Source organism: Saccharopolyspora sp. NPDC045941, assembly GCF_056431445.1.
Map to the genome: position 1 here is coordinate 16616 of NZ_JBWKKU010000026.1, position 18547 is coordinate 35162.

At 70.2% G+C, this 18547-nt stretch carries 16 protein-coding genes; 10 read left to right on the forward strand and 6 right to left on the reverse strand.

Annotation, left to right across the window (positions count from 1 at the left end; all coding sequences use genetic code 11):
- Positions 1-66: 66 nt before the first annotated feature.
- The 3 genes from AC07FN_RS21760 to AC07FN_RS21770 all read right to left on the reverse strand — a co-directional run bounded on the left by AC07FN_RS21760 (position 67) and on the right by AC07FN_RS21770 (position 4317).
- A complete protein-coding gene (locus AC07FN_RS21760) occupies positions 67-1890 on the reverse strand; it encodes a transketolase (protein ID WP_478397231.1) in 1824 nt (607 codons plus the stop codon).
- Between the two features lie 198 nt (positions 1891-2088).
- Positions 2089-2598, reverse strand: a complete 510-nt coding sequence (locus tag AC07FN_RS21765) for an ATP-binding protein (RefSeq protein WP_452613206.1) — start codon at positions 2596-2598, stop codon at positions 2089-2091.
- A 456-nt stretch (positions 2599-3054) separates the two neighbouring features.
- Positions 3055-4317, reverse strand: coding sequence for an aminotransferase family protein (locus AC07FN_RS21770; RefSeq protein WP_478397232.1), 1263 nt, complete (start codon positions 4315-4317; stop codon positions 3055-3057).
- 360 nt (positions 4318-4677) lie between these two features.
- On the opposite strand from AC07FN_RS21770, the gene AC07FN_RS21775 reads away from it, so the two are divergent.
- Positions 4678-5664 carry an Acg family FMN-binding oxidoreductase gene (locus tag AC07FN_RS21775; RefSeq protein WP_478397233.1) on the forward strand — a complete coding sequence of 329 codons (987 nt, stop codon included), beginning with the start codon at positions 4678-4680 and terminating at the stop codon, positions 5662-5664.
- Positions 5665-5956: 292 nt separating this feature from the next.
- Positions 5957-6517, forward strand: a complete 561-nt coding sequence (gene ssuE / locus AC07FN_RS21780; RefSeq protein ID WP_478397234.1) for an NADPH-dependent FMN reductase — start codon at positions 5957-5959, stop codon at positions 6515-6517.
- Between the two features lie 38 nt (positions 6518-6555).
- Here the strand turns inward: ssuE and AC07FN_RS21785 are convergent, their stop codons facing one another.
- Complete coding sequence (locus AC07FN_RS21785; RefSeq protein ID WP_478397235.1) at positions 6556-7596, reverse strand: hypothetical protein; 1041 nt, start codon at positions 7594-7596, stop codon at positions 6556-6558.
- 223 nt (positions 7597-7819) lie between these two features.
- Between AC07FN_RS21785 and AC07FN_RS21790 the strand changes: the two genes are divergently transcribed.
- Positions 7820-8083, forward strand: a complete 264-nt coding sequence (locus tag AC07FN_RS21790) for a hypothetical protein (RefSeq protein ID WP_478397236.1) — start codon at positions 7820-7822, stop codon at positions 8081-8083.
- On the forward strand, positions 8080-8406 hold the full coding sequence (locus AC07FN_RS21795) for a hypothetical protein (protein ID WP_478397237.1): 327 nt from the start codon (positions 8080-8082) through the stop codon (positions 8404-8406). Before AC07FN_RS21790 ends, AC07FN_RS21795 begins: the two co-directional genes overlap by 4 nt.
- A 68-nt stretch (positions 8407-8474) precedes the next feature.
- On the opposite strand, the gene AC07FN_RS21800 is transcribed toward AC07FN_RS21795, so the two are convergent.
- Positions 8475-9362 (reverse strand): ABC transporter substrate-binding protein, encoded by an 888-nt coding sequence (locus AC07FN_RS21800; RefSeq protein WP_478397283.1) that lies wholly within the window; start codon positions 9360-9362, stop codon positions 8475-8477.
- Between the two features lie 537 nt (positions 9363-9899).
- Between AC07FN_RS21800 and AC07FN_RS21805 the strand changes: the two genes are divergently transcribed.
- Together AC07FN_RS21805 and AC07FN_RS21810 are read left to right on the forward strand one after the other, a co-directional pair.
- A complete protein-coding gene (locus AC07FN_RS21805) occupies positions 9900-10817 on the forward strand; it encodes an amino acid ABC transporter permease (RefSeq protein WP_478397238.1) in 918 nt (305 codons plus the stop codon).
- Entirely contained in the window at positions 10817-11569 is a 753-nt protein-coding gene (locus tag AC07FN_RS21810; RefSeq protein ID WP_478397239.1) for an amino acid ABC transporter ATP-binding protein, read from the forward strand. The genes AC07FN_RS21805 and AC07FN_RS21810 overlap by 1 nt, the downstream gene beginning before the upstream one ends.
- A gap of 221 nt (positions 11570-11790) precedes the next feature.
- Here the strand turns inward: AC07FN_RS21810 and AC07FN_RS21815 are convergent, their stop codons facing one another.
- Positions 11791-13350, reverse strand: a complete 1560-nt coding sequence (locus AC07FN_RS21815) for an FAD-dependent monooxygenase (RefSeq protein WP_478397240.1) — start codon at positions 13348-13350, stop codon at positions 11791-11793.
- A 1735-nt stretch (positions 13351-15085) separates the two neighbouring features.
- Here AC07FN_RS21815 and AC07FN_RS21820 point away from each other — a divergent pair.
- From AC07FN_RS21820 to AC07FN_RS21835, 4 genes are all read left to right on the forward strand, one after another.
- Positions 15086-15916 carry a helix-turn-helix transcriptional regulator gene (locus tag AC07FN_RS21820; RefSeq protein ID WP_478397241.1) on the forward strand — a complete coding sequence of 277 codons (831 nt, stop codon included), beginning with the start codon at positions 15086-15088 and terminating at the stop codon, positions 15914-15916.
- A gap of 47 nt (positions 15917-15963) precedes the next feature.
- Entirely contained in the window at positions 15964-16758 is a 795-nt protein-coding gene (locus tag AC07FN_RS21825) for a hypothetical protein (protein ID WP_478397242.1), read from the forward strand.
- 203 nt (positions 16759-16961) lie between these two features.
- Positions 16962-17213: an acyl carrier protein gene (locus tag AC07FN_RS21830; RefSeq protein WP_452613059.1), complete on the forward strand. Its 252-nt coding sequence runs from the start codon at positions 16962-16964 to the stop codon at positions 17211-17213.
- A 96-nt stretch (positions 17214-17309) separates the two neighbouring features.
- The gene (locus tag AC07FN_RS21835; protein ID WP_478397243.1) at positions 17310-18545 is read left to right on the forward strand and encodes a beta-ketoacyl-[acyl-carrier-protein] synthase family protein; all 1236 of its coding nucleotides are present in this window, start codon (positions 17310-17312) and stop codon (positions 18543-18545) included.
- Positions 18546-18547: the final 2 nt, after the last annotated feature.

The window sequence follows — 18547 nt, forward strand, 5'->3', positions numbered from 1 at the left end:
CGGCTACCCCTCCGGAGCGGCCCGCACACGCGGCCCGGCGATGACGGAGCGGATGGGGCTGGCGGGTCAGACGGCGACCATCTCGCGGGCCGCGAGGGCGATGGCGGGAGCGTCGATGCCCGCCTGCCCCAGCAGCTCGGCCGGTGTGCCCGAGCCCGGCATGCCGCGCACCGCCAGCACGCGCACCGGCGCTCCGGTGCCCGCGAGGGCGCTGAGCACCGCCTCGCCGAGGCCGCCTTCCGGCCAGTGGTCCTCGGCGGTGACCAGCCCGCCGGTCTCGGCGGCGGCCCGCCGCAGCGCGTCGACGTCCACCGGCTTGATCGAGTACAGGTCGATGACGCGGGCCTGGATGCCTTCCCGCGCAAGCGTTTCCGCCGCCCCGAGCGCCTCGTGCAGGGTGATGCCCGCGCCGACGAGCGTGACGTCGTCGCCGTCGCGCACCACCCGCGAGCCGCCGACCGGGAACTCCTCGCCGGGCTCGTAGATCACCGGCGTGGCGCCGCGGGTGGTCCGCAGGTAGTTGATGCCGTCGCGGTCGGCCATCTCCGCGACGAGCTGCACGGTCTGGTTCGCGTCGCACGGGTAGAGCACCGTGCTGCCGTGCACCGCGCGGAACTCGGCGAGGTCCTCCAGCGCCATCTGCGACGGCCCGTCCTCGCCGATGGACACGCCGGCGTGCGAGCCCATCAGGCGCAGGTTCGCCCGGCTCACCGCGGCCATCCGGATGAAGTCGTAGGCGCGGCTGAGGAACGCGGCGAACGTCGAGGCGAACGGCACCCACCCGCGCACCTGCATGCCGATCGCCGCGGCGACCAGCTGCTGCTCGGCGATGTACATCTCGAAGTAGCGGTCCGGGTGGGCGTCGCGGAACAGCTCGGTGAAGGTCGAGTTCGACACCTCGCCGTCGAGCGCGACGACGTCGCCGCGGCGGTCGCCGAGCGCGCGCAGCGCCTCGCCGTAGGCCTTGCGGGTGGCGACCTCGGTGCCGGGCTCGAACGCGGGCAGCCCGCCGCCGGGCGCCGCGAAGACGTGCGGCACCTCGTCGCCGGCCGGCTTCGCACAGGTCACCCGCAGGTCGCGGATGCCGCCGAGCTCGCGGATCGCCTCCTCCGGGTGCACCAGCGGCTTGCCGTGGAAGCCCGGCCGGTCCTCGACCTCGGCGACGCCCTTGCCCTTCTTGGTGGCCGCCAGCACGGCGACCGGCCGCCCGTCGCCGGACTCGGCGTCCTTCAGCGCGGCCTCCACCTGCTCCGGGTCGTGGCCGTCGATCTGCAGCACCCGCCACCCGGCGGCGTGCGCCCGGGCGGCGTAGGCGTCGAGATCCCAGCCGTGCATCGTCTGCCCGGTCTGGCCGAGCCGGTTGACGTCGATCAGCGCGATGAGGTTGTCGAGCTGCTCGTGCCCGGCGTGCTCCAGCGCTTCCCAGACCGACCCCTCGGACATCTCGCTGTCGCCGCAGAGCACCCACACCCGGTAGGGCAGCCGGTCGAGCCGCTGCGCCGTCAGCGCCAGGCCGACGCCGATCGGGAGGCCCTGGCCGAGCGAGCCGGTCGCCACGTCGACCCAGGGCAGCACCGGCGTCGGGTGGCCCTCCAGGCGGCTGCCGAACTCGCGGAACGTGAGCAGCTCGGCGTCGTCGATCGCGCCGACCGCCTTCAGGCACGAGTAGTACAGCGGGGACGCGTGGCCCTTGGAGAAGATCAGGTGGTCGTTGCGGGGGCCCTCGGGGTGGTCGAAGTCCAGCCGCAAGTGCCCGTCCAGCAGCGCGGCCATCAGGTCGGCCGCCGACATGGACGACGTGGGGTGCCCGGACCCGGCGGCGCTGCTGGCCCGCACGGAGTCGACCCGCAGCTGCTGCGCCAACTCGAATCGGAAGGTCAGATGGTCCATGCCAGGGGACATGCCCGCAACCGCCGCCGACCAAACGGGCCCTGACGATCCAGGCCTGCCTCGTGGGACTTGCAGCTGATCGTCCTTTATCAGGCAAACATCGGACCTTGGCATACATGAGTCGGGGATCCCGGACCGAGGGGGCGTCTGAGATTCCGCCACCGGCACCGCTACGCAAAATGACCTGTGACTGCTGCTCTACGTCAGGTCGCTGTTGCTCAGGCCGGTGAGGAGGCGCTTGATCACCTCGGGATCGATCTCCGCCGTTTCGTCGACCTGGTGCTCGGCCTGGGCGCGCCTGCTGCGGGAGCGGCGCGGCAGCGGCACGGCGTTCGCCGAGACACCACCCGGCAGCGGCAGCTCGCACCACACGAGGGTGCCGCCGCCGCGCAGGGCGGTCGCGCCGCAGCGACCGCCGGCGAACCCGGGCGCCAGCGCCGGTGGGACGCTCGCCAGCTCGTCCTCGACCTCGGCGACGAGGCTCTCGCCGCTGAGCCGCAGGCGGACGGTGATGAACCCGGGGGTCTCGGGGTTCGCGCTGTCGACGGCCGCCGTCACCAGCGCGGTCGTGAGCTGCGAGGTCTCGTCGATCAGCTCCCGCAGGGACCACTCGGCGAGGGTGAACCGGACGAACATCTCGGCGCAGTTCACCGCGCTGGGCAGTGCGATGAGCCGTAGGTCGTCGACTTGGGAGGTCTGGGTGTTCACCTGGTTGTCGTCCTCCATCCGCGTCCGCTGCGCGCCTTCACCCGTGAGCCTTATCTTGCCAACTCGAACGGGTGGCTTGTCTTCAGGGGCGGGACTAGTGGTGTCACCGCTCGCGGCTCGGTTCCGGGCGGGCTTGTCGATCTCTCCGGCGTGCGCACCACGCGGCGACCGCTCGGCCCCGCCCGGTGCGGTGCCTCAGGTGGCTCGGTGCATCTGTTGGCCATCCCTTGACTGTCTGTTGTGGACGATATCCGGGGAACCCCGTTCCAGCGCAGCGAATTCCGGTGCCGAGCGCGGAACGCGTCGGCGCCGGGCGGGCCGGGCACAGTGGTCTGGCCAGAAACGTACGTGACGAATCGCGGTTGGTACAGACCGGTACGTATCGGTTCCGCAACGGCAGTGCCGTGGCCTGGCGCCCCGGCGGGGTGCCCGCGGTCGGCGGGCACCCCGATCGGGTCACGCGAGGGAGTCCAGGCCCTCCCGCATCGCCTTGCCGATCAGATCGATCTCCGACTCGCTGATGATCAGCGGCGGCGACACCGCCAGCGCCTTGCCCAGCGGGCGCACGATCACCCCGAGGTCGCGGATCGCGGTCTGCGCGCGGCCCACGGCGCCGGGGTCGGCGGCCAGCACCTCCGGCGCCAGCTCGACCGCGCCGAGCAGGCCGGTGCCGCCGCGCACCTCGGCCACGGCGGGGTGGTCGGCCAGCTGCTGCAGCGCGTCGTGCAGCGGGCGTTCCAGCTCGTCGGCTCGCGTCAGCAGCTTCTCGCGCTCCAGGATGTCCAGGTTGGCCAGCGCCGCGGCGGCCACCGTGGGGTGGCCGGAGTAGGTCGCGCCGTGCCGGAACGGGCGGCCCGGGTGGTTCCAGAACGGCTCGGCCACCCGCTCGGCGACCACCACGCCGCCCAGCGGCAGGTATCCGCTGGTCACGCCCTTGGCGAAGGTGATCATGTCGGGCTGCAGGCCCCACCGCTCGACGCCGAACCAGGTGCCGACCCGGCCGAACCCGCAGATCACCGCGTCGGCGACGAACAGGATGTCGTGCTCGGCGCAGATCTTGGCGACCGCTTCCAGGTAGCCCGGCTCCGGCGGGTACAGCCCGCCGGCGCCCATCACCGGCTCCGCGAAGAACGCCGCCACCCGGTCGGCGCCGAGCCGGTCGATGGCCTCCCGGAGGCTCTCGGCGTCGTCGTGGGCGACCCGGCCGACCTCCGGCACGAGCTGGCCGAACCCGGCCTGGTTGACCTCGATCCCGCCGATGCTGGTGCCCATGCCGTTGGTGCCGTGGTAGGCGTTGCCGCGGCTGAGGATGTGGGTGCGCTGCGGCTGCCCGCGCTGCGCCCAGTACTGCCGGGCCAGCTTCGCGGCGGTGTCGATCGACTCGCCGCCGCCGGTGGTGAGGAAGATCTTCGCGCCGTCCATCGGGGCGAGCTGCGAGAGCCGGTCGGCGAGCGCCTCGGCCGGCGGGTTGGTGAAGTCGTTGAACACGAAGTAGGACTCGAGCTCGCGCATCTGCGCGGCGGCGGCCTCGACGATTTCGGTGCGGCCGTGACCGACGTTGGCGTACCACAGGCTCGCGGTGCCGTCGAGGTAGCGGCGGCCCTCCTGGTCGTAGATCCAGACCCCGTCGGCCTTGCTGACGCAGAACTGGCTCTTCTTGACCTGGAACATGTCCGCGAACGGGTGCCACAACGCGGTGTCGCGCGGTGCTGTCGACATGCAGTCCTCCTTCGGTATCGCGCCCCCAGCTTGGTCGCAGCACCCGCCGGTACGCCAGTGCCAAAACGCCGAAATTCGCCGATCGAGTTGGCCAGATCGCCACCGGTGATCACGCGCTGTGACTGCGGGGTCGGTCACAACCGGGACCTTCTCCTCTGCTCGGTGCCCACCGCCGACGGCACTGTCGTGGTGTTTGCCGACCCGTGGAGGTGATCAGCGCATGAGCAGCCCTGTGTCAACCCGAGTCCTCCTCAACCGCACCTCAGGGGAACGTGACGCGAACCAGCCACGAGAAACCACGCAACGGGAGATAAGGCTGAACGCAACCACCACTGTGAATCGCGGAGAGGCGGACCAGTCATGAGCTGGCTCCCGATGCTCCGCCGCCAGTCGCCCGAATCCGCCGACGAGCGGCCGTGGACCCCGGAAGAGGTGGCGGTGCTGGCCGAGGCGGTGCGCCGCGCGCCCTCCGTGCACAACACGCAGCCCTGGTCGCTGCGGGTGCAGGGGCGCGCCGCCGTGCTGCGGCTGCGCTCGACGCCGGAGCTCGCCCACCACGACCCGGACGGCCGTGACCGGCGGATGTCGTGCGGCGCGGCGGTCGCCAACCTGGCGATCGCGATGCGCGGGCTGGGCTGGGCGACCGACGTCCACTGGCACGCCGACGAGGGCGAGGCGGCGGTGGTCGGCACGCACCGGCGGCCGGCGACCGCGATCGACCGGGAGCGCCGCCAGGCCATCGGCCGCCGGGCGAGCTGCCGGCGCGCCTTCGCCGCGCGCCCGGTCCCGCACCTGGCGCGCACCGCTGTGGCGGCCGCGGCGACCACGCAGGCCACCTGGGTGGACGGGCCCGCCGAGGAGCACGCGCTGGCGCGCCTGCTCGCCTACGCCGCGCGCACCAACCACGCGGACAAGATCTACCAGCGCGAGCTGGGCGCCTGGATCGGCCCGGTCTCGGACGAGGGGCTGCCGGCGGAGGTGCTGCCCGTGCGCGGCGTGCCCGCGACCGGCCTGGCGACCGGCGCCACCCGCCTGCCGGACCAGGCGCAGATCGCCCGGTCGCTGGCGCAGGAATCGGTGCTGGTCTTCAGCACGATCACCGACGGCCCGCGGGACCAGCTGATGGCCGGGGAGGCCGCGGAGCGGGCCTGGCTGGAGGCGACGCGGCTGGGCCTGGTGGCGTCGGTGATGACGCAACCGCTGCGGCTGTCGGAGGTCCGCGCGGGGCTGAGCGTCGAGCTCGGGCTCGGCGGGATGCCGCAGCTGCTGATGCGGATCGGCTACCCGCCGGCGATCCCGGTGCCGCGCGCCGGTCGCCGCCCGCTCCCGGACCTGTTCGCCGACTGACCGTCCACTGTGTCCATTAGGCCGACCGGCGGGTCGATCCCCCCCGGTGGGCCGCTTCGCGTCCGGCTGGTGGGACGGGTGGATGCCCGCATTGACATGCCGGTGGTGCTCTGTTGCGATTGATTCGTGATGTTCCCGGTGCTCACGAAACGGCGGCACGTGGATTTCCGCCGCGTGTCGGCCCAAGCGTGTCGTTCCTAGCGCTCCGCCAGCCCGGGCTCCGCGCCGTGGTGGAGATCCGGATCAGCAGGTAGTCCACATCGGACTGAAATTTCGGACCCAGGGAGCACGTGTGTCCAGCGTCCTCGTCATTTCCGGCAGCCCGTCGCGCACCTCGAAGACCGAACGGATCGGTGAGCACATCGCCCAGCGCATCGCGGCGTCCGGCCGCAGCGCCGACCACCTGCGCGTCCGCGGCCTGCCCGCGGATGCGCTGCTCGGGGCCGACACCCGAGCCCCGGCGATCGCCGAAGCCATCGGCAAGGTCGCCGAGGCCGACGGCGTCGTGCTGGCCACCCCGACCTACAAGGCGGCGTATTCCGGCCTGCTGAAGGCCTTCCTCGACCTGCTGCCGCAGTTCGGCTTCGCCGGCAAGGCGGTGCTGCCGCTGGCGACCGGCGGCACGGTCGCCCACGTCCTGGCCATCGACTACGCGCTGCGCCCGGTGGTGCACTCGCTGGGCGCCCGCCACGCGGTGCAGAGCTTCTTCTTGCTCGACAAGCACATCTCGGTGGTCGAGGACCAGCTCAGCGTCCACCCGGATAGCGCAGGACCGCTGGCCGACGTCATCGAGCAGTTCACCAAGGCCCTCGACGGTGTCCCGCACTCCACCGTCCTCGGCCGCACGGCGTAGGGGGCTGACGGGCAGCCACAACGCCGAACGGGCGCACGTTATGAGACTCGGTGTGCGATGTGGTCGAGTGCGTCGCTAAGGGTGGATGGCAACGCTGGGCGTTGCTCTGGTAGCGCCACGGTCCGGCGGAGAATGCCTTCTGTCCGTGCCGATGCGATCTCGCCGACCATCGAAGCCACGTCGGCGGCGACCCGTTCGGCTTCGGACCATGATCCGGCGCGCAGGGATGCTCTGAGCAGGTTCGCCCGGTGAATGTAGAGCGCCCACCGGAAGTGTTCGCGTCCTTCGGAACGTTCGACGGCGGTCGCCAGGCGGGGGAGTGCCTTGTCGTGGTTGCCGAGGCTGGCGTACACCATCCCCTCGTGTCCGGCGAGTTCACGTTCGTCGAACCACCATGACCAGACCGGATCGCGGCCGGTGGTGCCGTCGGTGAACGCGGAACAGGCACGATCGAATACCCGCAGGGCTTCGGTCTCGTCGCCGAGCGCGGCCAGGGCGCGGGCGGCGCGCACGTCGAACAGTGCCCGGACCCGGCCCGGTAGTTCGGCCCGGTCGCTCATGCGGGTCGAGATCCGCAGTGCTTCGCGGTCACGGCCGACGTGCACGCTGGCCAGTGCCTGGTTGGTGAGGATGAACCACTGCATTGACGTGTCGCCTGCGATGTGGGCGAGTTCGAGCGCTTCGGCGTTGACCGCCCGTGCCTCCTCGTGCCGTTCGGCATCGAACAGGAGCCATCCGGAGAGTTCGCCGAGCTCGGCAGTGACGGCTTCGAGGTCCCGTTCGATCGCCGGTACGTAGCGGCCTTCGCCGAGAATGCCCTGCGCCCGCCGGAAGCACCGCAGGGCGATCGGGGCGACTTCGGCTCCCCCGTGCACGCCGTCGAGGGCGACGAGGTGGGAGATCGTCCGGCGCATTTCGTCGAGGTAGTCACTTGTTGCGGGTGCGTCCTGATCGGCTATCGGGAGGAACACCCCGGATTGGGTCGGTTCGGGGTGATCCGCTGACACTCGCAGAGCCTTTTCGGCGGGTGGGGTGCTGGTGGAGAAACCGAGTTCGGCGTCATCGGCGGCACCCAGCACGGCCCGGAACCCGGCGCGGTAGTCCCGTCCGGGGCAGCGCACCGCGCCGCGTTCCAACCGGGCTATGTAGTGCGCGTCGAGGGCTCCGGCTCGTCGGGTGTGCTGAGCAACCCAGGCGTTGACGGCGTCGGCGAGCTCGGCACGGGACAACGGCTCCCCTGGCATCCGTGGCGAGGAGGTAGCCTCACGGGCTGCGCGGAGTCGATCGTTATGGGCGCGGGCCATGCTGTTGATGCTGCCAGGCGCCCTGATCTGCCCCAACCTGCCCAACCCGAATGCCCTAGCTCTGGCGCGGTCTCATGTCGAGGTTCGAGGCATGCATGATGCACTGGCGATGTTGCTCGGGCTGCTGGCCTGGTCGGTGATCTTCGTTCCGCTTTTCATCGTGTGGTGGTTGCCGGGACACCGGGAGAAGCAGGCGTTGAAGGCGGCGGCGCGGCGTCGGGAGGAACGGCTCCGCCGCCGTTTTCCGGGGCGTGCCGCGTGAACGATCAGCGTTCAGGGGCGGTGATCCTGGCGCGGCTACGCCCGGAGTGCGCGCCGCCGGATCGGCCGCCGGAAGTGCACGCCTACCGCGTCGATCACCTCGTGCGGGTGTCGCCGTGCGGCGACCGGCTGGAGCCGGACGAAGCCGAGATCGTCGAGCCGTTCACGGGCAACCCGTGCCCGACGTGCCTCATGTTCGCTGCGCTCACCAGCGAAGCGCCACCGGTCGCACGCGCCGAGTTCGAAAGCGTGCCGTCGAGCCGGGAGCTTCTGGCTGCGTTCCCGGCGGACGTCATCGCGTGGATCGTCCGGGCGCGGCGCTGACGCCCCTGTCCATTGCGGACTCGACGGCCTCCACGGTCCAACAGCGCCCTTTTCATCGCGTATCCGGCTCAGTGCAGTTCCGGTGGGTTGGTCTCGGAGGTGTCGATCGCCGAGGCCTCGACGCCCCACTTGCGCACGATTCGCTCGTAGGTGCCGTCCTGGATCAGCTTGTTCACCGCCGCCTGCAACGCGGGCGCCAGCGGCGAGTCCTTCGGCAGCGCGAATCCGACGTTCAGGCGCCGGAACTCGTTGAGGAACCGCAGGTTCGGTTGCTGGCTCACGGTGTAGCGCAGGCCGTTGATCGTGCTCATCAGCACGTCGACCTTGCCCTGCTGCAGGGCGGAATACTGCGCGCTCATCTCCTTGAAGACCAGCACCTGGTAGGCCGGCCGGCCCAGCTCGCCGCAGCGGTGCTGGTGGGCGTTGAGCGTCGTCTCGAACGTCGTGCCCGCGCCGGTGCCGATGGTGCGCCCGCACAGCTGCGTGACGTCGGTGACCGGGGCGAGATCGCTGTCCTGGCGGACCGCGAGGCCCTGGCCGTCGTTGAGGTAGGTCACGAAGTCGACGGTCTTCTTGCGCTCCTCGGTGACCCCGAAGTTGCCGGTGCCGACCTGGAATTTGCCGCTGCCCAGCGCGGGCAGGATGGTGTCGAACGCGGCGTCCTGCCGGTCGATCCGCACGCCGAGCACGCGGGCGACGGCCTCGGCGATGTCGATGTCCACGCCGACCGCGGTTCGGTTGTCGGGCAGGTAGAACGCGCCGGGCGGGCTGCCGTCGAGCGAGCTGCCGAAGGTCAGCGCCCCGGCCTGCCTGACGTCCGGCGGCAGCAACGCCGCGATCGCTTCGTCCTCGGGAACCGCGGAGACCACGTCGGCGGTCGCATCGAGACCGGGCGCGGCTTCGGTCGGGATCGCGCCGGGCGCGCATCCGGCGAGCAACCCGGCCGCGGCCAGCATCACGACTATCGTTCTGAAACGGGGCAGCATTCGGTGTGAACCCTTCGAGTGCAGCGAACGGGCGCGGTGGTGGTGGACGGCCCGTGCGAGGTGTGGTCATGCGAAAGTCGGGGATCCCATAGCCAGCGGCGGCCGCAACTCCCGCAGGGGGCCGCTGTCCGCGCCGCCACGCGAGATGAGTTTGGAAATAGGGCTCTGCAGCGGCTGAGGGCGCGAAGGGGGGACGACGTCAGCCGCGACAAGCGGCCGACCACACCAGGGCGAGGTCGATGTGGGCGCGTTTTACCAAACGCAGTTGCCTGGTCACGAAACGAGAATCGCCGGAGGCCGGGTGGGTGTCAACGACGATCAACCTGTGGGACGGCCTTGACCCGGCGTTCGGGGCGGCTAGCGTGTCAGGCGGTGGTGGACCCCGCCGACGTCGATCGGCGGCCGTGTCCTGCGAGGCGTTCCTCTCCTCTTCGTCCAAGCAGCGCGATTTCAGCGGAAGTCGATGTGCCGATTTCCGCGGATTCGCCGCACGACAGGGAAGTCCCGATGACCCGATCAACGCATCTGCAGGCGGTGCCCGATGCCGGGACCGCCACCGTCGCCCCGCCGCCCGTGGTGCCCGCGCGGCATCCCGGCAGGTGGATCGCCGCCGTCGCGGCGCTGGTCGTGTTCGCGCTCGTGGTGCATTCGATGGCCACGAACCCGAACTTCCAGTGGCCCGTCGTCGCCGCCCACTTCACGCTCCCGGCCGTGCTCAACGGCCTTTGGCTCACGCTGTGGCTGACCGCCGTCACCATGGTCCTCGGCTTCGCGCTGGGCGCCGTGCTGGCCGTCATGCGGCTGTCCGGGAACGCCGTCCTGAACTGGCTGAGCTGGACCTACACCTGGCTGTTCCGGTCCATCCCGCTGCTGGTCCAACTCCTGTTCTGGTTCAACATCGGCGCGCTGTACCCGACGCTGAGCATCGGCCCGTGGTTCGCGGTGGACACCGTGAACCTGCTCGGCGGCACCACGACGGCGGTGATCGGCCTGGTGCTGCACGAGGCCGCGTTCGCCGGGGAAGTGGTGCGCGCCGGCATCCTGTCGGTCGACGCGGGCCAGAGCGAGGCCGCGCAGGCGCTCGGCATGACCAGGATGCGCGTGCTGCGCCGGATCGTGCTCCCGCAGGCGATGCGCGCGATCATCCCGCCGGCGGGCAACATGCTCATCGGCACGTTGAAGGGCACCTCGATCGTCAGCGTCATCGCGGTGCACGACCTGCTGTACTCGGTGCAGCTGATCTACAACCGGAACTACCTGGTGATCCCGCTGCTGCTGGTGGCGACCGTCTGGTACCTCGTGATCACATCGATCCTGACCGCGGGCCAGTACTACGTCGAACGCCACTACGCCCGCGGTGCCCACCGCGAGCTGCCGCCGACGCCGCTGCAGCGGTTGCGTGCCGTGCTGAAGGGAGCCCGCTGATGCTCCGGATTTCCGGTCTGCACAAGAGCTTCGGCGCCACGCCGGTGCTGCGCGGCGTCGATCTGGCGGTGCGGCAGGGCGAGGTGACCTGCGTGATCGGCCCGTCAGGCTCGGGCAAGAGCACGCTGCTGCGCTGCATCAACCACCTGGAGAAGGTGGATGCCGGGAGCATCGAGGTGGACGACGTGCTGATCGGCTACCGCGAGTCGGCGGGCCGGCTGCACGAGCTCGGCGACCGCGCGATCGCCCGCCAGCGCGCCGGGATCGGCATGGTGTTCCAGAGCTTCAACCTGTTCGGGCACCTGACGGTCCTGGAGAACCTGATCGAAGCGCCGGTCGGCGTTCTCGGTCTGTCCAAGAAGGACGCGTTGGTGCGGGCGCGGGAGAAGCTGCGCCGAGTCGGCCTGGCGGACCGCGAGGATGCCTACCCGCGCCAGCTCTCCGGCGGCCAGCAGCAGCGCATCGCCATCGCCCGCGCGCTGGCGATGGAACCGAAGCTCCTGCTGTTCGACGAACCGACCAGCGCCCTGGATCCGGAACTGGTGGGGGAGGTGCTGGCGGTGATGCGCGACCTGGCGGCGGCGGGCCAGACGATGGTCGTGGTGACGCACGAGATCGGCTTCGCCCGGGAGGTCGCCGACACCGTCGTGTTCCTGGACGGCGGCGAGGTGCTGGAAACCGGACCGCCGAGTCGAGTCCTCGACGCCCCCGAGCTGCCACGAACCAGGGACTTCCTGCAACGCGTGCTGTGAAAGGGGATCGGGAATCACGCGGTGCGCTAGTGCGGTGCAGCCCGGGAGGTGCTCGACCGCTTGATGGTGGTGGCGAAAGGGCCTTCGCAGGACTGGTCCTGCGAAGGCCCTTCTCGATTCGCCGAGCCTCGGTCAGGCGAGGAACCGGCCCCGCGGGGCGGTGTCCCGGAGGACGTCGCGCGCCGCGAAGGTCAGCTCAACGGCCCTTCCGCGGAGCAGCGTCACTTGGTCCTCGCCCGGCCGTACCGCAGCATGCCCTCCAGCCACTCGTCGAGGCCCGCCGACCGCGGTTCGCCGCGCCACGCCAGGTGACCGTCCGGGCGCACCAACCAAACCTCGTCGGCCTCCGCGCGGTCCTTCTTGTTGGTGGCGTTCGATGTCTTGCGCTGCAGCACCTCGAAGTGCTCCTCGCCCAGCCGCTGCCGGACCACGTCGACGCACGGGTCCGCGCCGCCCGCGGGCACGAGCAGCACCCAACGCCCGCGGAACTCGTCGTACAGCCGGGTGCGGCGGCGGTCCGACGTCCGAACGCACTCGAAGTCGCCGACCATGTCGCCGGGCCGCGGCTTGGAGTCGAACCGGGCTCCGCCGCCCAGCGGGCCGTCCCGGTACGTCTCCCAAAGCTCGGAATGGGAGAACGTGGTCAGCTGGTCGAATCCGGGGAGCTTCACCAGTGGTGCGATGACCTGGTCCCGCACGAACCGCACGATCGGGTTGCGCATCTTCTCGATCTGGCTGGGCGCGGTCTTGCCGAGGACGATCTCGGCCGCGATCGGGCGGCGCTCGCCCTGGTAGGTCTCCAGCAGCGCCTCGCTCGCCTTGCCCTGGATGACGAGGGCGAGCTTCCAGGCCAGGTTCTCCGCGTCGCCCATGCCGGTGTGGATCGCGGGCCCGCCGAACGGCACGTGCGGGTGGGCGGCGTCACCGGCCACCAGGACGCGGCCTTCGCGGTAGTTGTCCACGATCCTGGCGTGCGAGACGAACGTGAGCTTCGTGGTCGTGTCGCGGAACTCGATGCTGCCGTAGGGGGAACGCTCGGCCAGCACGGTCCGCACCCGCGAAACGATCTCGTCGTCGGTGGGCTTCTCGGTGCCCTGGTCGGGGTCGAGCGCCAGGAGGCGCCACAGGTTGTTGGCGCCGTCCGGGTCGATCATCGGCATCGCGCCGACTCGCCCGTCGGGGTGGATCCAGCTCGTCAGCCCGCCCCGGTCGAGGTCCCAGTCGATGTGCGCGTCGACCAGCAGGTAGCGCTTGCTGCGGCCGATGTAGCCGATCCCGGCGGACTTCCGGACCATGCTCTCGGCACCGTCGCAGCCGACCAGCCAGCGGGCGCGGACCTGCTCGCCGTTGGCGAGCACCGCGGTCACGCCGGTCGGGTCCTGCTCGATGTCGACCAGTCCGCAGTCCCATTCGACGGCTCCGCCGAGTTCGGCCCAGTGTTCCCGGATGGCCGCCTCGATCTTGCCCTGGTTGATCAGCATCGGAGGAGCCAGGTTTTCCTTGCCGGGCGTGGTGTACCGCAGCCTGATCGGCTGCCGGCCCAGGTGCGCGGTGGCCCTGGTGAGCAGCGGCGTCTCGTTGGGCAGGTTGCCCAGCGAACCCATCCGCTGCATGACTTCGGATCCCGGGCCGTGCACCGAGCTCGACAACCGCACGGGCGGGCTGGGGGCCCGGTCCATCAGTCGTACCGAAACGCCCTGCAGCGCCAGGTAGTTGGCGAGCGTCAGGCCCGCCGGTCCGGCGCCGATCACCAGCACGTCTGTCGTTGATTCACTGCTCATTCTGGGCTCCACGGGGGGTGATTTATCGGGACCTTGCGACGATTGCCTTCGCGCCACCGCGTCCAGGCCTGGACCCAGCGCGAGGACGCCGGCCGCCCCTGGGGCTGGCCCGGGGAGCGCGGTGGCGAGGGCTGTTGGTCACGCTTTTCACATGCCGTTCGGGCTAGTGCCCTGGACGGGCCCGGATTCGGGTCCCGCCGACGGCCGGACGATCCTGATCGGCGTGCCGGGCTCCGCGCTGGGGCCGGTGGTTCTCGGGCCGTCCTCCGCGCCGGCTTCGGCTGCCGCTGTTCTCACTCCTTCCGGATTTCCTGCGAGAATGTGCAGAATGTAGGGAGATCGCGATCTTGTGCACAAGCGTTGGGACAGCAAGTTGCCACCGCCGCGAGTGCCGGTGAACGGCGCTTCGGAGGGGTGGCAGTTACCTGCCACCGGCCCCGGTGCCGCGCGGGTGACCGCAGGGGACGTTCATGGTGGAAGAAGTGTTCAGCCGGTGGCGTGCACTGATGCGATCGACTGCCCTCGCGATGATCGCGGCACGAATTCGGCCTCGATGGCCAGGTGCCTGTTGGTGCGATCTGCCGGAATGCACGGGTCGTGACAGTCCACAGTGAACCGGCGTGAACGGCGGAGCGGAAAGGACCCGGGGGCTGTGGCCGAGGGCTGGTGATTCCATCGCAGCACTGGGCGGTCGAGGAAGACAGGGCTCGGAGTCGTCGACGCGTGGCTGACCGAAGCGGGGGTGCCACACCCGGGGTTGGGACATGCGGCAAGGGTGCATCCGCCCGCGCGATCGGATCCGGGCGCGGCGCGGCCGTTTCGGGACGAGATGGCGGAGGTGCGGCGAAATCGCTGCATCGGCCGGGGCCGCATCGCGCCAGCGCTTGGTGCCCCTCGTCAATTCCTTTCATCCGGTGATCTCGTCTTTTCGCCGGCTGCCCGAGTGCCAGGTCACGCGAGCTTGGATCACTCGAACGGGCTCCGGCAATCCTTTCGAGGCAGTGTGAAAGGTGACGGCCGTGGTGTGTGTGCCAGATCACAATCAAGTGCTTTTGCTTGAGAAGCGCCAGCACCATCGCGCTTGCGGCACTGAGGCCGCAATCACATTCGTCGGGGGTGTGCAGATGAGCAATCCCGTCGGTGCCGGCGCGCCGGACGGCCGTCGGCTCGTCCGGCCGAAGAGCTTCCGCTCCGGCGGCGATCGTGTCATTCGGACGGTGGAGGTGCGCCTGTTCCGAATGCGGATCATGTTCGTGCGCGCGAGGAACTCGCCGACTGCCGCCGCATCGTGCGGCGGGCGGCAGGCGGCGGGGAGCGGGGCGTCGTCCGTCGGGGGAGCGGCCGAGGAGCCTGCCGCGAGACCCGCTCCCCGGTGGGCGCCGCGCGGCCGGCACGCGTTCCGGTCGCGCTCCTCGGTTCGCGTTCAGTTTCGAGGGCGGGCACCCGAAAGCGGTGTCGCGGTGACGATTCACCCTGGGGCGAAAGATGGTTGGTGAGCTTCCCGCTCGCTGGCTAGTGTTGGCCCAGGTGCGTGGCTGAAGATCTCGGTCAAGACGGCGCAGTCCGCTTCTCGGAGTGTGCGGCGGGCGCCGTTCTCCCGCGTGTTCGGCGCTCTTTCGGTTCTGTGGTTTCGCCGTTCGGCGAAGCGGTTCCTTCCTGCTGCTCGCGGGAAGGTCGGGTGGGCTTGTTGGCAGTTCGTGCTGATCGAATGCGACTTGGATAGTCCAGGAGTTGAATGGTGTTCGAGTTGGCTTTCGCTTCTGAAGGTTCGGTAGGAGGCCTGCGCGAGATAGCCGCCAGGGCGCGGCGGGGCGCTGTCGACGACGTCGGCGCTGTCGACGACGGGCTGGAACGTTCGCTGCTGCGGGCGAACGAGCTGATCGAGACCGCGGTGCACGAACACCGCCGGAGATCGTCGCAGAGCTCCTTCGTCATGGTCGGGCTCGACGAGGACTTGCAGTGCACGGTGGAACAGATGGTAGCGCGGGCCGAGAGATCCGTGTTCATCGCGGTCTCACTCCCCTCCGATGCGGAACTCCTCTGCCGGACAACAGGAATCGGTGCGGCGGTGGGCGTCCGGGTGCTGAGCGCCCCGCAAGCTTTGCGGGTGGACCGCGCGGTGGAGATGATGCGTCGGCCGGAATGCGAGATCAAGCTCTCCCGGAGCCCCCTGCAGGGAGTCGTCCTGGTGGACGGCCGGCTCGCGTTGCTGCGGTCGAATGCGGGAGCCGCCGACCGGCAGGCGTCGATCATCCGCCTGCCCGCGGTGGTCCGGGCACTGGAATCGCTGTTCGTCGCCTCCTGGGAGACCGGCAGGCCGCTGCCGGACCACCTGCTTCCCCTCGAACGCCGGAGCGCGGAGCCGGTGCGGCGGATCTTGGAGCACCTGCGGGCCGGGCACACCGACAGCCAGTCGGCGAAGAAGCTCGGCATCTCGCTGCGGACCTACCGCCGCCAGGTGGCCTGCATCATGCAGGAGCTCGGGGCCAAATCGAGGTTCCAGGCCGGTGCCCTGGCGGTCGAAGCGGGCCTGCTGGACGCGCGGGGCGCGGCGCAGGATTCGTGAACATCTCGGGTCGGGTGGGAGGAGAGGCGAACGCGGTGGAGCATTCGATGGTCGGGGACCAGGCGGAGCACGGGCGTGCCTTCGAGCAGGCGGCGTTCGGGAACCTGGGGGATGGGATCGAGCAGGCGTTGCTGGAAGTGCGTGCGCTCATCGGTGCCACGGTCGCCGAGCACCGCGAGAAATCCGCATCAGACCTGGCGTTCCGGGTCGTGGGCCGGGACGTCGACGCGGCGCTGGAGGCGATGGCGAACCTGGTCGGCCGGGCGCGGAACAGCGTCGAAGTGGTGCTCGCCTCGAACTCGGAGTGGCGCATGTCGGCGCGTTCGGTGCTGCGCAACCTGGCCCGCTTCGCGGGCGACCAGGTGCGGGTCAGATTGCTCTGCGCCCCCGCGGTTCTCGATCTCTCGCTCTTGCGGGCCGGTGACGAGCAGCGGGCGCCGTTCGAGGCCCGGTTCGGTCGGATCAGTTCGCTGGTGGCCGTCGTCGTCGACGGGCGGACCGCGCTAGTGCGCTCGGACGCGACGTGCGACGGGCAGGCGGTCGTCGTCCGCGCCGCGCCGGTGATCCGTGCGCTGGAGGACCTCTTCGCCGATGTCTGGCGCAATGCGCGTCCCGTGGCGAATCCCGTCGACTTCGGCGGCCGGGCGCACACCGAGTTCGCGCAGCGGGTGTTGAAGATGCTCTACGACGGCCACACCGATGCGGTGGCCGCGCGGGAACTCGCCGTGTCGGTCCGGACGTACCGGCGCTACGTCGCCGAAATCGTGGAGTTGTTGGGGGCGAACTCGCGCTTCCAAGCCGGCGTGCGGGCCGCCGAGATCGGCTTGCTGCCCGCGTCATGACGGCTAGTTGATCGCGAATTTCTTCTTGTGCACCAAGGTAATCGAGTGACAGCTGGTTGCCAACCAGGTGGTCCGGCAGCGCGCGGCCGACGGCCGGTGGCAGCTTGTGGCCGCAGGCCTTGTTGTTCGATCGGGGCCGGCAATAGCTTCGAACCACGCTCGCGCGGAGGTCGCGAACCACGAGTTGGTGCGGAAGGGGCGTTATGGCTGCGCTTTTGGAAGAACGCAAGGAAGAGATCAAGGACATCGTCTGCGACATCCTGGAGATCGATCCCGACGAGCTGACGGATGTGAGCCTCTTCAAGGAGGAGCACGACGCGGACTCCCTGCGCGCGATCGAGATCCTCGCGGCCCTGGAGAAGAAGTTCGGCGTCGTCATCGACCAGTCCGAGCTGGGCCGGATGGTGAACCTCGACGGCGTGTACTCGGTATTCGTCGAGGCGGCCGAGAAGTAGCCGGTCCGGCGGTGCCCGGATCGCCGGGACCCCCCTCCCGGCTTGGAAATCTCCTGCCGAACGCCCACGCAATGACGCCCAGGAGGCGAGGGAACCATGCGCGACGCCGCGACCCATCGCGTTGTCATCACCGGTATCGGTGCGGTTTCCAGCATCGGCATCGGGGTACCGGACTTCCTGGCGGGGCTGCGCGCGGGCGACAGCGCGGTCAAACCGATCAGCGCGTTCGACACCAGCGGGTACGAGCACTCCTTGGGTTGCGAGATCGATGATTTCGAACCGCAGCGGTGGATTCGCAACATCGCGCCCGACGGTCTCGGCAGGGCGAGCCAGTTCTCCGTCGCCGCGGCCCGCATGGCCGTCGACGACGCCGGGCTCGGCGAAGAGGACCTGCGCGAGCGGCGCTGCCTGAGCGTGATCGGCACGACCGACGGCGAGGCTCGCGACCTGGACCAGCTGGTCGAGACCGAACTGCGGTCCGGGCCGGGGGACATGGACCCGGCCGTGGCCGCGCGAGTCCCGGCGGGCCGGCTCTCGACCGCGGTCGCCGACGAGTTCGGGCTGCGCGATGTCGAGGCGGTGACGCTTCCGGCCGCGTGCGCCGCCGGGAACTACGCCATCGGCTACGGCTTTGACGCCATCCGGGCCGGCGACGTGGACTTCGTCCTCTGCGGCGGCGCGGATGCCTTGTGCCGCAAGACGTTCACCGGATTCTACCGCATCGGGACCATCGCCCCGGAGCGGTGCCAGCCCTTCGACAAGGACCGCAAGGGGATCCTCACCGGAGAGGGCGCGGGCGTCCTCGTGCTGGAGAGCCTGGAGTCCGCCCTGGCCCGCGGGGCCCGCATCCACGCCGAGGTGCTGGGGTTCGGGCTCAACTGCGATGCGTTCCACCCGGTCGCGCCGAACGAGGACAGCGTGGCCAGGTGCATGCGGCTCGCCCTCGACGACGCGGGCGTCAAGCCGGGCGAAGTCGACTTCATCTCCGCGCACGGCACCGGGACCAAGGCCAACGACGTCACCGAGGCCTCGGCGATCCGGCGCGTGTTCGGCGCGGACACCGCGCCGCGCACGATCTCCATCAAATCGATGCTCGGGCACACCATGGGCGCTGCGAGCGCGCTCGCCTCGATCGCCTGCGTGCTCGCGATCACCGAGAACTTCATCCCGCCGACGATCAACCACGTCGAGACCGACCCGGAGTGCGGCGTCGACTGCGTGCCGAACGAGGCGGTCGAGGCGCAACCGCGGATCGTGCAGAACAACGGGCTCGCGTTCGGCGGGAACAACGCCGTCGTGATCTACGGCAAGTACGAAGAGGAGCGGGTGTGACA

Coding starts and splice junctions, on each gene's coding strand:
- AC07FN_RS21760 (WP_478397231.1), bottom strand. CDS start 1,890: ATGGACCATCTGACCTTCCGATTCGAGTTGGCGCAGCAGCTGCGGGTC.
- AC07FN_RS21810 (WP_478397239.1), top strand. CDS start 10,817: ATGCTCCGGATTTCCGGTCTGCACAAGAGCTTCGGCGCCACGCCGGTG.
- AC07FN_RS21800 (WP_478397283.1), bottom strand. CDS start 9,362: ATGCTGGCCGCGGCCGGGTTGCTCGCCGGATGCGCGCCCGGCGCGATC.
- AC07FN_RS21815 (WP_478397240.1), bottom strand. CDS start 13,350: ATGAGCAGTGAATCAACGACAGACGTGCTGGTGATCGGCGCCGGACCG.
- AC07FN_RS21775 (WP_478397233.1), top strand. CDS start 4,678: ATGAGCTGGCTCCCGATGCTCCGCCGCCAGTCGCCCGAATCCGCCGAC.
- AC07FN_RS21805 (WP_478397238.1), top strand. CDS start 9,900: ATGACCCGATCAACGCATCTGCAGGCGGTGCCCGATGCCGGGACCGCC.
- AC07FN_RS21790 (WP_478397236.1), top strand. CDS start 7,820: ATGCTGTTGATGCTGCCAGGCGCCCTGATCTGCCCCAACCTGCCCAAC.
- AC07FN_RS21830 (WP_452613059.1), top strand. CDS start 16,962: ATGGCTGCGCTTTTGGAAGAACGCAAGGAAGAGATCAAGGACATCGTC.
- AC07FN_RS21770 (WP_478397232.1), bottom strand. CDS start 4,317: ATGTCGACAGCACCGCGCGACACCGCGTTGTGGCACCCGTTCGCGGAC.
- AC07FN_RS21820 (WP_478397241.1), top strand. CDS start 15,086: ATGGTGTTCGAGTTGGCTTTCGCTTCTGAAGGTTCGGTAGGAGGCCTG.
- AC07FN_RS21825 (WP_478397242.1), top strand. CDS start 15,964: ATGGTCGGGGACCAGGCGGAGCACGGGCGTGCCTTCGAGCAGGCGGCG.
- AC07FN_RS21835 (WP_478397243.1), top strand. CDS start 17,310: ATGCGCGACGCCGCGACCCATCGCGTTGTCATCACCGGTATCGGTGCG.